Source organism: Psychroflexus aestuariivivens (assembly GCF_004010055.1).
Taxonomy (GTDB): domain Bacteria; phylum Bacteroidota; class Bacteroidia; order Flavobacteriales; family Flavobacteriaceae; genus Psychroflexus; species Psychroflexus aestuariivivens.
This window is the reverse complement of the sequence record NZ_RQVT01000061.1, coordinates 49,276-62,741: the sequence shown is the minus strand read 5'-3', so window position 1 is coordinate 62,741 and position 13,466 is coordinate 49,276. Positions and strand designations below refer to the sequence as shown.

Genomic DNA, 13,466 nt, shown 5'->3' with positions numbered 1-13,466 from the left:
TATGAAAACTACAATCTTAATTTCAATACTATTTTTTATGGGCACAACTTACAGTCAAACTGATGAAAATTCGTATTTGGCATTAGGCGATTCCTACACAATTGGAGAGCAAGTAGATTTAAAACAATCTTGGCCTCACCAACTTTCAGATTATTTAAATCAGCAGGGTTTTAATCTAAAATCACCGAAAATTATAGCTGTTACAGGTTGGCGAACCGATGAATTATTGAATGCAATTGAATCTGAAAATATCAAAGCCAATTCTTACGATATGATTTCGCTTTTAATCGGGGTGAACAATCAATACCAAAATAAACCAATCGCTCAATACGAATCTGAATTTGAAATTTTGCTTCAAAAAGCCATCGAGTTTTCAAAACACGACGCGCAAAGCGTTTTTGTAGTCGGAATTCCAGATTATAGCGAATCTCCTTATGCAAAAAATAAAGAATTGACAGGAATTTCTGAAAAACTTACAAAGTACAACGCTATTGCGGAAAAGATTTGTAAACAATATGACGTACCTTTTTACGGTATTCAAGACATGTCCAAACCGCTTCACAAATCAGATAAAATGTTGGCGGAAGATGATTTGCATCCTAGCGCATTGCAGTATGAAAAGTGGATCGAGACTTTTCAGGATGAAGTCAAATCTCAGCTAAAAAAAGCTTTCTAAAATGCAAGAAGCTTTTCTACATTATGTCTGGAAATTCAAAAAATTCGATTTCAAGAATTTGCATACTTCATGTGGAATGCCAGTATCTATATCCCAAGTTGGGACGCATAACCAAACAGAATCTGGGCCAGATTTTCAACAAGCAAAGCTGAAAATTGGAAAACAATTGTGGGCTGGAAATGTTGAGATTCATTTGAAATCTTCAGATTGGTATGCGCACGGACATCAAAACGATAAAGCTTACGATAATGTTATATTGCACGTGGTTTGGGATGATGATGTTGATGTTTTTAGAAGCGACCAAACCCAAATTCCGAGTTTAAAATTGCAAGATTATATTTCTGAAAATCAACTGAATTCCTATCAGAATCTTTTTGAAAACAACAAAGAAAAGTGGATCAACTGCGAAAACAGCTTTTCTGAAGTCGATGATTTCAAAAGTTCCACTTGGTTGGAACGCCTTTATATAGAAAGATTAGAAGCAAAAAACAAATTGATTTTGAAATTGTTGGAACAATCTGCCAATAATTGGGACGAGGTTTGTTTCAAAATGTTGGCGAAAAATTTTGGATTGAATGTGAATGGCCAAAGTTTTTTGCAAATGGCAAACGGTTTGGATTTCAAAATCATCAATAAGCTTTCTCAAAACCAATTTCAGCTGGAAGCACTGCTCTTTGGTGCTAGTGGAATTTTAAACAAAACTCACGACGATATTTATTTTGAAAAACTGAACAATGAATTTCAGTATTTGAAGCAAAAATTCCAACTGGATTTAGCGTCAAATGTTCAGGTAAAATATTTCCGATTGCGTCCAGATAATTTTCCAAATATCAGGCTGTCACAATTGTCAGTGCTTTATAATAAGACTCAGCATTTATTTTCAAAATTGATGCAAACCGAAAATTTGAATGCAATTTATGATATTTTTGATGTTTCAGCGTCAAATTATTGGGACACGCATTATAATTTTGGAAAAGAAAGCAAGTCAAAATCTAAAAAATTGAGTCAAAACTTTAAAGATTTACTGATTGTAAATACACTAATTCCATTGAAATTTGCTTATTCAAAATTCAAAGGAAGAAGTGATTTTGAAAATGAAATCTATCCGATTATTTCAAATTTAAAAGCAGAGAAAAACAATATTACAAAAGGATTTAGTAAATTGAAACCAAAAATAGCGAATACTGCAATGGATAGTCAGGCGTTGATTCAGTTGAAAACCAACTATTGCGATCTGAACAAATGCATGCAATGTCAAATAGGAATAGATTTGATTAGACAATGAAAGCGCGCGTCAATAACATCAGAAATTTTTTTGAAAAACACGGATTTTACGTCAGTTCCAGACTTGCAGATCGGTTGGGAATGAAAGCCAAATCTGTACGTTTATTTTTTATTTATTTGTCTTTTGCAACATTCGGCGTTGGATTTGCATTTTACTTGACGCTTGCGTTTTGGTTAAGATTGAAAGATTTGGTTTACACCAAACGGACTTCTGTTTTTGATTTATAGTAATGAAGAGGAAAATTATTACCACTGGCGACGGTTCTAAAACCATTCAAATTTCGGAATGGAATGAGCAATACCACTCTACACACGGCGCCATTCAAGAGGCCGAACATGTTTACATTAACTCTGGTTTGGAATATTTCAAAACTGATTTTACAAAAGAAATTCTTGTTTTAGAAATTGGTTTTGGAACGGGATTAAATGCGCTTTTGACTTCAATTTGGGCAGAAAAACAGCAAATGAAAATCAATTACACGGGAGTTGAAGCTTTCCCAGTATCTTCAGAAGAAATTCAACTTTTAAATTATTCCGAGCAGCTTGTTTCTACTAATGCAAAACAACTTTTTAAAGAAATTCATAATTGCAAATGGGAGAAATTTGGTGCGATTTCAGAATACTTTAATTTGAAAAAGATTCAAATATTTTTTGATGAAATTCAGTATCAGAAGGAGTTTGATGTGATCTATTTCGATGCGTTTGGTGCTCGTGTTCAACCCGAATTGTGGACCGAGCAAATCTTCAAAATCATGTACGAAGCACTAAGAAAAAACGGTGTATTAGTGACTTATTCAGCCAAAGGTTCTGCACGCCGTGCTATGAAATCTGTCGGCTTTCAGACTGAAGTAATTTCAGGACCACCTGGAAAACGTCATATGATAAGAGCTGTAAAGTTTTGATATTTTGAATGTTAAGCCTCAAATAATTAAGAAAACAAGTTAAAAAATACTTAAAGAATTTACGCATTTACATTTGAATGGAAGATTTATTTTTTGCATATTGCGAGATATTTTGAAACAGATATTGTTTCGGAACTCGCGAATTATTGAAATACTTATATACAAATATTTTTATGGTAAGAAATATCACTTTGATCGTTTCGTTATTATTGACTTCTATTTTTGGATTTGCACAAGAACTAGAAATAAAGGAAAAATTAATCAACCCTTCAGACCAGATTAATGATGGTCAAATCGAAATTACTGTAACCGGAGGAACTCCACCCTACGAGTATCAATGGTCTAAAATAGAGACTCCGAAAACTTCTAGAAAGTCTAGCGATATGGTTGAAGGCGTTACACATAGTGTAAAAGTTACTGATGCCGAGGGAAATACTGTTGAAAAATCTTTCAAAATTGAAGCTGAATCTATTGTAGAAAAATTCAATGGAACCTTTCAGCCAGTCGTTGATGCAATGGGGGGTGTCTTATTTTGGGATCCTTTCGCAGCTATAGGTATCTATGATCCAGTAGTTTATGCTGATGATAAAATTCTTTTCTCCCCTGAATGGGAGCCAAATACTCAGAAAAAATTTCAATTAAAAACTTGGTTGGTAGAAGAAAAAACCAAAGTTAAAAAAGGCCAAGATGTTGCTGTGATCAATATTTCAGGCGAAGATGTTACCGTAAAAGCAGAAGTTGAAGGAGAAATCAAACATTTGGTTAGTGAAGGCGAATACATCTATAACCCAGATAACAAAGAGCATGTCATTGCGCAAAATGCTCATAAATTTGGAGAAATTAAATACGAACAACCAGTGCCTTTACAAAACCCAAATGGTACACCTTTAACAAAAGGCATTCCTTTTATAGTAATCTGGTTAATTTTTGGTGCAGCTTTCTTTACTGTAAGAATGGGTTTCATCAATATTCGTGGTTTTAAACATGCTATCCAATTGGCTAAAGGGCAGTTTGACGAGCCAAATGCACCAGGTAGAATTACTCATTTCCAAGCTTTATCTACTGCAGTTTCTGCGACCGTTGGTCTTGGAAATATTGCAGGGGTTGCTGTTGCGGTTTCACTTGGTGGTGCAGGCGCTACATTTTGGATGATTGTTGCCGGTTTTTTAGGAATGTCATCTAAATTTGTTGAATGTACTTTAGGTGTGAAATATCGTTTCATCAATAAAGAAGGGCGAATTTTTGGAGGTCCGATGAATTATTTACGATATGGCTTGGAAAAAAGAAATATGCACAAATTGGGTAAGTTCTTAGCTGCATTTTTTGCGGTCTTGGCTATTGGCGCTTCATTTGGTGGTGGTAATATGTTTCAATCTAACCAATCTTTTAAAATATTATCAAGTCAAATCCCATTTTTAGATGCAGATAGTGGTGTTTGGTTCGGAATTTTCTTAGCCGTTTTAGTTGGCGTTGTTATTATTGGTGGAATCAACAGTATTGCTAAGGTTACAGGTAAAGTTGTGCCGATTATGGCAGGTGTTTATATTTTGGGAGCACTTACAGTTATAGGTTTGAATATTGAAAATATTGGTCCTGCTTTCAACGCTATTTTTACTGGTGCTTTTACGCCATCTGCCTTGAAAGGTGGTTTTATTGGTGTTTTAATTGTTGGTTTCCAGCGAGCAGCGTTTTCAAATGAAGCCGGTGTTGGTTCTGCTGCTATTGCTCACTCTGCAGCCAAAACTAACCATCCGCCATCGGAAGGCTTTGTCGCTTTGCTTGAACCTTTTATAGATACAGTTGTCGTTTGTACTTTAACCGCATTGGTTTTGATTTTTACAGGAATGCATGAAGTTGATGGTGTTTCAGGCGTTCAGTTAACGACAGATGCATTTGGTAGTGTAATTTCTTGGTTCCCTTATGTGCTAGCAATTGCTGTTTTCCTTTTTGCATTTTCAACGATGATTTCATGGTCATATTATGGAATGAGAGCTTGGACCTATATTTTTGGAAAAAGCAGCCGTTCAGAATTAATTTACAAAATTATATTCTTGCTTTTTGTTGTATTAGGCGCATCAGTTAGTTTAGGAGCTGTTTTAGATTTCTCAGATATGATGATTTTAGCTATGTCATTCCCTAATATTATTGGTCTATATATTATGTCTGGTGAAGTAAGAAATGACCTTAAGAAGTATTTTGCAGACTTGAAAGCAGGTAAAATATTTCAAAAAGAAGTTTTGAAGAAATAATTTAGAATTCATTTAAAATGAAAAATAAGAAATTCCGTTTTGGTTACAATCATGGAGACCGAAACGGAATTTTTATATTAATCCTAATCTTGATTTTAGGAATTGCCTTTAATTACTTTTCGTTGAATATAGATCATCGGAATTCAGATTTTACTTTTTCTAATCTTAAAACAGATTCACTTCAAAAGATTGTAGATTCGTTAAAAAAAGAACAAAGCTTAGCAAAAAAGAGAAAAATCTACCCTTTTAATCCTAATTTTATAACTAAATATAAAGGATATACTTTGGGAATGAGCGAAAGTGAAATCGAGAGATTGCACGCTTTTAGAGATAAGGATCAATGGATTAATTCCAAAGCAGACTTTCAAAAAGTAACACAAGTTTCTGATGAATGGATGACCAAATATCAGGATTATTTCAAATTCCCCGATTGGGTGATTGAAGCCAGGAGTAAAAACCAATCAAAATCAAATAGTAATTCGAAACTGAGTTACGCTGAAAAAATTGATTTGAACAAAGCGACAGCTTCAGAATTGACTTCAGTTTCAGGGATAGGCGAAGTGCTTTCAGAGCGCATAATCAAATACCGGTACAGAATTGGAGGTTTTTCAGATATAATTCAACTGAAAGACGTTTATGGTTTGAAGTCAGACGTTATTAAAAAATTAGAAAATAAGTTTGCATTAAAAACTCCTAAACCTATTAAAGTTGTCAATATCAATGAAGCCGAAGTGTTGGATATTTCAGAATTGCCTTATTTTGATTATGAAATGGCAAGAAAGATTGTCAACTTTGTAAAGCTTAGAGAAGGTATCGCAGATTTTGAGGAATTGTCAAAAATAGAAGGTTTTCCGGCTTATAAATTAGACAGAATTCAATTATATTTGACAATTGAAGAATAATACTTAAAAGTAGATAAAAATATTTAGAGATGAGCAATATGTATTTTACGGAAGAACATGAGATGTTTAGAAAAAGTCTTCGTGAATTCTTGAAAAAAGAAGTCGTTCCACATTTAGATAAATGGGAAAAAGAAGGCACTATAGAACGTTTCATCTGGAAGAAATTTGGAGAAATGGGATATTTCGGCTTGGCTTACCCGGAGAAATATGGTGGTTTAGATTTGGATTTATTCTACACAGTTATACTTTTGGAAGAATTACAACGCATAAATTCTGGTGGTTTTGCAGCTGCGATTTGGGCACATGCCTATTTGGCAATGACTCATGTCAATAAAGAAGGCAGCGAGGAGATTAAGGAAAAATACCTGACTGCGTCAATCTCTGGAGATATGATAGGTTGTCTTTGTATCACCGAACCTTTTGGTGGCTCAGACGTAGCAGGAATGAAGACAACGGCAGTAGAAAAAGATGATAAGTTTGTTATTAATGGATCAAAGACTTTTATAACGAACGGTGTTTACTCTGATTATTTGGTTGTTGCTGCTAAAACTGCTCCAGAAAAAGGTGGGAAAGGAATGAGTATTTTTATCGTAGATCGCGATACGCCAGGTATTTCTGCTACTAAACTAGACAAACTTGGTTGGAGAGCTTCCGATACTGCTGAAATAGCTTTTGATAATGTGGAGATCCCAAAATCTCATTTAATGGGCGAGCGAAATCAAGGTTTCCCTTACATAATGCAACATTTTGCTTTGGAGCGATTAATTATGGGAGTCAATGCTCATGCTAGAGCAGAATTTGCTCTTGAATATGCTATTCAATATATGTCCGAACGTGAAGCTTTTGGACAAACTATAGATAAATTTCAGGCTTTAAGACACAAGGTTGCTGAACGATCAAGCGAAGTTGAAATGTGTAAAACTTTCAATTATACAACAGCCAAACGTCTTGATTCGGGTGAGTATGTTGTCAAAGAAGCTACAATGTCCAAGTTGTTATCGACTAAAATGGCAGATGAGGTAATTTACGACTGTTTGCAACTTTTAGGCGGTTATGGTTATGTTGAAGATTATCCGTTAGCGAGAATGTTTAGAGACAGTAGACTCGGACCAATCGGTGGCGGAACTTCTGAAATTTTAAAAGAAATTATCGCCAAAATGATCATTGATAATAAAAATTATAAGCCAGCGACCTGATTTATTTGAATTCGATTTTCAGTTAAAATGTTTTGGCGAAAATGCCTTCAAAATTATCGCCAAAATAATCATTGATAACAAAAACTATAAGCCAGCTACCTGATTTATTTGAATTCGATTTTCAGTTGAAATATTTTGGCGAAAATGCCTTCAAAATTATCGCCAAAATGATTATTGATAATAAGAATTATAAGACAGCGACTTAGTTTATTTGAATTTTTCATTTAAAAGGATTTAAGTAAAACCGTCGCAATAAAATTTAAATCAAAACGCATCAGCATTTACATGATGCGTTTTGTTATTATTACAGCTTTCATAAAGTTTAGATCCAAAATTATATTTTGCCCAAACTTTAATTTTTCTTCATTAAATTTGAAGACAAAGCGCTAGAGATATGTCAATTTTTAAATTTGTAGAATATCTTTCTCATGAGAAAAACTATTCTAAGCTAACCTTGAAGGCTTATGAATCAGATTTAATTCAATTTCAAAATTTTCTTGACATTGAATTTGATAATTCTAATTTAGAGATTGCCAATTATTCAATGATTAGACAATGGATTGTTGAACTTGTAAATAGGGATTTAGAAAATAAAAGCATTAATCGAAAGATTTCTAGCTTAAAAACATATTATAAGTTTTTACTGAAAGTAAAAGTCATAGAAAGCAATCCATTAGCTAAACATCAAGTCCTTAAAACACCAAAAAGGCAACAAAATGCATTTTCAACTAAAGAAGTCAATCAACTAAACGAAATCTATACCGATGAAACTTTTGAAGGTTTACGCGACCATGTTATTATAGAATTGTTATACATGACAGGTATGCGTCGCCAAGAATTAATTGATTTGAAATTAGATGATTTGGATTTAGCAGAAAATCAAGTTAGAATTCATGGTAAACGAAACAAGCAAAGGCTAGTTCCATTATTGAAAAGTGCTAGAAACTTATTGACAAAGTATATTTCAGAACGATCACAAGTTGCTGATAAATCTTGTGAAAATTTAATTCTCACGAATAAAGGCAAACCAGCTTATCCGAATTTAATTCATAGAGTTATTCAGAATTATTTTTCAAAAATATCCACAAAGAAAAAACAAAGCCCACATTTATTACGTCATACATTTGCAAACCATTTGCTTGAAAAAGGAGCGGATATTACAGCTATAAAAGAACTTTTGGGACATAGCAGCTTAGCATCCACTCAGGTTTATACACAAAACAGTCTAAAAGAGCTTACCAAAGCCCACAGTTCAGCTCATCCAAGATCGAAAATAAATAAAAAATAGGAAAATTGAATTTTTTGAAAAAAAAGTAAAAAATAATTTTCAGATACCAATTTTCGTTTTATATTTGCAACCCGTTACGAAAAAGTAACAAGTTGACATACTGAAAAGCCGATGTAGCTCAGCTGGCTAGAGCAGCTGATTTGTAATCAGCAGGTCGTGGGTTCGAGTCCCTCCATCGGCTCATATTTTCAGAAAGTTTTGGGGAGATACTCAAGCGGCCAACGAGGACAGACTGTAAATCTGTTGGTTTCACCTTCGCAGGTTCGAATCCTGCTCTCCCCACAACCAAGTCGGATAATTTCGGGTTTGGATTGAAATAATTAATAAGCGGAAGTAGCTCAGTTGGTAGAGCGTCAGCCTTCCAAGCTGAATGTCGCCGGTTCGAACCCGGTCTTCCGCTCTTTTTTATTTTAATTTGTGCTTGATTTGCCGACGTAGCTCAGGGGTAGAGCGTTTCCTTGGTAAGGAAAAGGTCACGAGTTCAATTCTCGTCGTTGGCTCAATTTTAAAGTCTCAAAACCTGGTTTTGTTGGCTTTTTATGTTGTTATAAACGTTAACACTAATATATAACTAAGATTAAATAATTTACTACTATGGCAAAGGAAAATTTTGATCGTTCCAAACCGCACTTAAATATCGGTACAATTGGTCACGTCGATCACGGAAAAACTACACTTACAGCTGCTATTACTAAAGTTCTTGCAGATAAAGGTTATTCGGAAGCTAGTGCTTTTGATCAAATTGATAATGCACCAGAGGAAAAAGAGCGTGGTATTACCATTAACTCTTCTCACGTTGAATATCAAACTGAAAATCGTCACTATGCTCACGTTGACTGTCCTGGTCACGCGGATTACGTAAAGAACATGGTTACTGGTGCTGCTCAAATGGACGGCGCTATCTTAGTTGTTGCAGCTACTGATGGTCCAATGCCTCAAACTCGTGAGCACATTTTGCTTGGACGTCAAGTTGGTATTCCTAGAATTGTTGTTTTCTTGAACAAAGTAGACCTTGTTGATGATGAGGAGCTTTTAGAGTTAGTTGAAATGGAAGTAAGAGATTTGCTTTCTTTCTATGAATATGATGGTGATAATGGTCCTGTAATCTCTGGATCTGCTTTAGGTGCTTTGGAAGGTGACGAAAAGTGGGCAAACACAGTTATGGACTTGATGAATGCAGTGGATGATTGGATCGAATTGCCTGAGCGTGATGTTGAGAAAGATTTCTTAATGCCTGTTGAAGATGTATTTTCAATTACTGGTCGTGGAACTGTTGCTACTGGTCGTATTGAGACTGGTGTAGCTAATACAGGTGATCCTGTTGAAATAAATGGTATGGGTGCTGAAAACCTTAAATCTACAATTACTGGAGTTGAAATGTTCCGTAAAATTTTAGATAGAGGTGAAGCTGGTGATAATGTTGGTATCTTGTTAAGAGGTATTGAGAAAAGCCAAATTTCTAGAGGTATGGTAATTGCTAAGCCAGGATCTATCAAGCCGCATGGAAAATTCAAAGCTGAGGTTTATATCTTGAAAAAAGAAGAAGGTGGACGTCATACTCCATTCCATAACAACTACAGACCTCAATTTTATGTGAGAACTACAGATGTTACTGGTACAATAAACCTTCCTGATGGAGTTGAAATGGTTATGCCTGGTGATAACTTAACTATTACAGTCGATTTGATTCAGCCAATTGCATTGAATGTAGGACTTAGATTCGCTATTCGTGAAGGTGGTCGTACAGTTGGTGCAGGTCAGGTGACTGAAATTTTATAATTATTATCAATAAATAATTTATCAGTTAAGGTGTCTCATTTTGAGATACCTTAACTTTTTAAAATTCATTTTTTTTAATGCAAATTATTTTGTTTCTTTGCAAACCAAAAAAATGGAATTTATAAACGGGTTTAGCTCAGTTGGTAGAGCACTGGTCTCCAAAACCAGGTGTCGGGAGTTCGAGCCTCTCAACCCGTGCAAATCTTAGAAAGATGTCAAATTTAAAAAATTACGTTAGCGAATCATACGATGAGCTTAGAAACCATGTTACTTGGCCTACTTGGGCTGAAGGTCAAAGACTCATGGTAATTGTTGCTGTATTTTCAATCTTATTTTCACTCGCGATTTGGGGTGTTGATGAGGTTTTTAGTTATGCAATCAAACAATATTTTAACTGGGTAAAATCTTAACATTCATGTCAGAGTCAGGTTTAAAAAAATGGTATGTGGTTAGGGCGATAAGTGGCTCAGAAAATAAAGTTAAAGATTATATCGAAAAAGAGATTGCTCATCAAGGTTTGAGTGATTATGTTGAAGATATTTTGGTGCCTACAGAAAATGTTGTTCAGATCCGTAACGGAAAAAAGATTAATAAAGAAAAAGTCTATTTTCCTGGCTACATCATGGTTAATGCTAACTTGGAAGGTGAAGTCGGTCACGTTATAAAAAATGTGAACGGTGTTATAGGTTTTTTAGGTGAGACTAAAAGAGGTGATCCTGTTCCGATGAGAAAATCAGAGGTTAATAGAATGCTAGGAAAAGTCGATGAGCTTTCTACCAAGACTGAAAATGTTGCAATTCCGTTTAATGTTGGTGAGTCGGTTAAAGTAGTAGATGGGCCTTTCAATAGTTTTGCAGGGACAATTGAAAAAATAAACGAAGAGAAAAGAAAGCTTCAGGTTATGGTGAAAATATTTGGCAGGAAAACTCCTGTTGAATTGAGCTATATGCAAGTTGAAAAAATATAAGTGTTACATAAATAAATGAGTTGTTTTTAAATATTAATGCTTCCCACTGAAAACAATTCGAACAAAAAATTTAAAAATGGCAAAAGAAGTAAGTAAAGTAGTTAAGCTCCAAGTTAGAGGGGGTGCTGCAAATCCATCGCCTCCAGTTGGACCTGCTTTAGGTGCTGCTGGTGTGAATATCATGGAATTCTGTAAGCAATTCAATGGTAGAACTCAGGATAAAGCCGGAAAAGTCTTGCCTGTAGAAATTACAGTATACAAAGATAAATCTTTCGACTTTGTTATAAAGACACCTCCAGCTGCAGTTCAGTTGATGGAAGCATCTAAGTTGAAAAAAGGATCAGGTGAACCTAACAGTAAAAAAGTTGGTTCTGTAACTTGGGATCAAGTCAAAGCAATTGCAGAAGATAAAATGCAGGATTTGAATGCATTTACTGTAGAATCTGCTATGAAAATGGTAGCTGGTACAGCTAGATCTATGGGTATAACTGTAAAAGGTAACGCACCATTTTAAAAAAACGAAATTGATATGACGAAAATAACTAAAAAGCAAAAAGAAGCAGAATCAAAAATAGACAAGTCTAAGACTTATTCGGTTGCTGATGCTTCTGCTTTGTTGAAAGATGTAGCTTATGCTAATTTCGACGAGTCTGTTGATTTAGCTGTAAGGCTGAATGTTGATCCTAGGAAAGCGAATCAAATGGTTCGAGGTGTTGTAACGCTTCCTCATGGAACTGGTAAAGACGTTAAAGTCTTGGCCTTGGTTACACCAGATAAAGCTAAAGAAGCTGAAGAAGCTGGAGCAGATTACGTTGGTCTTGACGAATACCTAGAGAAAATTAAAGGTGGCTGGACAGATGTAGATGTAATTGTTACCATGCCAAGTGTGATGGGTAAATTAGGTCCTTTAGGCCGAGTACTTGGTCCAAGAGGTTTAATGCCTAACCCTAAAACAGGTACTGTAACAATGGATGTTGCAAAAGCAGTGTCTGATGTAAAAGCTGGTAAAATCGATTTTAAGGTTGATAAAACTGGAATCGTTCACGCTTCTGTTGGAAAAGCATCTTTTGATGCAGATAAAATTGCTGGAAACGCAAGAGAATTACTAACTACTCTGGTAAAACTTAAACCTTCAGTTGTTAAAGGTACATATATAAAAAGTATCCACATAGCAACAACGATGAGTCCAAGTATTCAAATAGATACGAAAAGATTTACAGAGCAATAATTTTAAGTTATGACAAGAGAAGAGAAATCTATAGTAATACAAGATTTAACTACAAAGTTAGCTGATTCATCCAATGTTTATCTTGCAGATATTTCAGGACTAAATGCTTCACTAACCTCCGATTTGAGAAGAGCTTGCTTTAAAGCTGATGTCAAATTGATGGTAGTTAAAAACACACTTCTTGCTAAGGCAATGGAGAATGTTGATAAAGAATTTGGTGAATTAACTGACATACTAAAAGGAAGCACTTCAATAATGCTTTCTGAGACAGGAAACGCGCCAGCTAAGGTTATCAAAAACTTTAGAAAGAAGAATGATAAACCACTACTTAAAGGCGCTTTTGTTGAAGAGTCTGTTTATGTTGGGGACCAATACTTAGATGCACTTGTTGATATCAAGTCTAAAGAAGAAGTAATTGGTGATATCATTGGACTTTTACAGTCGCCTGCCAAAAATGTTATTTCAGCACTTAAATCTAGTGGAGGAAAACTTTCAGGCATATTAAAAACACTTTCACAAAGAGAAGAATAAACACGCACTAATTACTAAATATTAAATTACTAAAACGATAGAAAATGGCAGAATTAAAAGATTTCGCAGAACAGTTAGTTAACTTAACAGTAAAAGAAGTTAATGAGTTAGCTGATATTTTAAAAGAAGAATATGGAATTGAGCCTGCAGCTGCTGCAGTTGCTGTAGCTGGCGGTGGTGCTGGTGGTGGCGCTGAAGAAGCTGAGGAGCAAACAGAATTTGATGTAATTCTTAAAGCACCAGGTGGTTCTAAATTGGCTGTTGTTAAACTTGTAAAAGAGTTGACAGGTCTTGGTCTTAAAGATGCAAAAGCTTTAGTTGACGGTGCTCCAGCTCCAGTTAAGGAAGGTGTTGCAAAAGATGAAGCAGAAGCGCTTAAAGCACAATTAGAAGAAGCAGGTGCTGAAGTTGAGCTTAAGTAAGCTTAATTACAGTTTTTATATTAGGTTTAGACCACAAGATTT

The 13,466-nt window shown here is 34.9% G+C and carries 15 protein-coding genes and 5 tRNA genes; all 20 read left to right on the top strand.

Features of this window, described 5'->3' with window-relative positions:
• Position 1 precedes the first annotated feature (1 nt).
• The 20 genes from EIG86_RS13095 (at position 2) to rplL (ending at position 13,424) form a co-directional block, all read left to right on the top strand.
• A complete protein-coding gene (locus EIG86_RS13095; protein WP_240032225.1) occupies positions 2 to 676 on the top strand; it encodes an SGNH/GDSL hydrolase family protein in 675 nt (224 codons plus the stop codon).
• A 1-nt stretch (position 677) separates the two neighbouring features.
• Entirely contained in the window at positions 678 to 1,961 is a 1,284-nt protein-coding gene (locus EIG86_RS13090) for a DUF2851 family protein (protein ID WP_127846632.1), read from the top strand.
• Positions 1,958 to 2,188 carry a PspC domain-containing protein gene (locus tag EIG86_RS13085; RefSeq protein WP_127846631.1) on the top strand — a complete coding sequence of 77 codons (231 nt, stop codon included), beginning with the start codon at positions 1,958 to 1,960 and terminating at the stop codon, positions 2,186 to 2,188. The genes EIG86_RS13090 and EIG86_RS13085 overlap by 4 nt, the downstream gene beginning before the upstream one ends.
• 2 nt (positions 2,189 to 2,190) lie before the next feature.
• On the top strand, positions 2,191 to 2,862 hold the full coding sequence (gene mnmD, locus EIG86_RS13080; RefSeq protein ID WP_127846630.1) for a tRNA (5-methylaminomethyl-2-thiouridine)(34)-methyltransferase MnmD: 672 nt from the start codon (positions 2,191 to 2,193) through the stop codon (positions 2,860 to 2,862).
• Between the two features lie 173 nt (positions 2,863 to 3,035).
• Complete coding sequence (locus tag EIG86_RS13075; protein ID WP_127846629.1) at positions 3,036 to 5,111, top strand: amino acid carrier protein; 2,076 nt, start codon at positions 3,036 to 3,038, stop codon at positions 5,109 to 5,111.
• Between the two features lie 17 nt (positions 5,112 to 5,128).
• Complete coding sequence (locus EIG86_RS13070; protein WP_127846628.1) at positions 5,129 to 6,013, top strand: ComEA family DNA-binding protein; 885 nt, start codon at positions 5,129 to 5,131, stop codon at positions 6,011 to 6,013.
• Positions 6,014 to 6,042: 29 nt separating this feature from the next.
• Entirely contained in the window at positions 6,043 to 7,209 is a 1,167-nt protein-coding gene (locus EIG86_RS13065; protein ID WP_127846627.1) for an acyl-CoA dehydrogenase family protein, read from the top strand.
• A 394-nt stretch (positions 7,210 to 7,603) separates the two neighbouring features.
• On the top strand, positions 7,604 to 8,497 hold the full coding sequence (locus EIG86_RS13060) for a tyrosine-type recombinase/integrase (protein WP_127846626.1): 894 nt from the start codon (positions 7,604 to 7,606) through the stop codon (positions 8,495 to 8,497).
• A 107-nt stretch (positions 8,498 to 8,604) separates the two neighbouring features.
• Positions 8,605 to 8,678 (top strand) — tRNA-Thr (locus EIG86_RS13055).
• Between the two features lie 19 nt (positions 8,679 to 8,697).
• Positions 8,698 to 8,779: transfer RNA gene (locus EIG86_RS13050), tRNA-Tyr, on the top strand.
• Between the two features lie 45 nt (positions 8,780 to 8,824).
• Positions 8,825 to 8,897 (top strand) — tRNA-Gly (locus tag EIG86_RS13045).
• A 28-nt stretch (positions 8,898 to 8,925) separates the two neighbouring features.
• Positions 8,926 to 8,997 (top strand) — tRNA-Thr (locus EIG86_RS13040).
• Between the two features lie 94 nt (positions 8,998 to 9,091).
• The gene (gene tuf / locus EIG86_RS13035; RefSeq protein ID WP_127846625.1) at positions 9,092 to 10,276 is read left to right on the top strand and encodes an elongation factor Tu; all 1,185 of its coding nucleotides are present in this window, start codon (positions 9,092 to 9,094) and stop codon (positions 10,274 to 10,276) included.
• 125 nt (positions 10,277 to 10,401) lie between these two features.
• Positions 10,402 to 10,474: transfer RNA gene (locus tag EIG86_RS13030), tRNA-Trp, on the top strand.
• A gap of 14 nt (positions 10,475 to 10,488) precedes the next feature.
• Complete coding sequence (gene secE, locus EIG86_RS13025; protein WP_127846624.1) at positions 10,489 to 10,686, top strand: preprotein translocase subunit SecE; 198 nt, start codon at positions 10,489 to 10,491, stop codon at positions 10,684 to 10,686.
• Between the two features lie 5 nt (positions 10,687 to 10,691).
• The gene (gene nusG / locus EIG86_RS13020; protein ID WP_127846623.1) at positions 10,692 to 11,243 is read left to right on the top strand and encodes a transcription termination/antitermination protein NusG; all 552 of its coding nucleotides are present in this window, start codon (positions 10,692 to 10,694) and stop codon (positions 11,241 to 11,243) included.
• Between the two features lie 76 nt (positions 11,244 to 11,319).
• Positions 11,320 to 11,757: a 50S ribosomal protein L11 gene (gene rplK / locus EIG86_RS13015; RefSeq protein ID WP_127846622.1), complete on the top strand. Its 438-nt coding sequence runs from the start codon at positions 11,320 to 11,322 to the stop codon at positions 11,755 to 11,757.
• A 15-nt stretch (positions 11,758 to 11,772) separates the two neighbouring features.
• Positions 11,773 to 12,471, top strand: coding sequence for a 50S ribosomal protein L1 (gene rplA, locus EIG86_RS13010; RefSeq protein WP_127846621.1), 699 nt, complete (start codon positions 11,773 to 11,775; stop codon positions 12,469 to 12,471).
• A 9-nt stretch (positions 12,472 to 12,480) separates the two neighbouring features.
• Positions 12,481 to 13,002 carry a 50S ribosomal protein L10 gene (gene rplJ, locus EIG86_RS13005; RefSeq protein WP_127846620.1) on the top strand — a complete coding sequence of 174 codons (522 nt, stop codon included), beginning with the start codon at positions 12,481 to 12,483 and terminating at the stop codon, positions 13,000 to 13,002.
• Positions 13,003 to 13,046: 44 nt separating this feature from the next.
• Positions 13,047 to 13,424, top strand: a complete 378-nt coding sequence (rplL, locus tag EIG86_RS13000) for a 50S ribosomal protein L7/L12 (RefSeq protein WP_127846619.1) — start codon at positions 13,047 to 13,049, stop codon at positions 13,422 to 13,424.
• Positions 13,425 to 13,466: the final 42 nt, after the last annotated feature.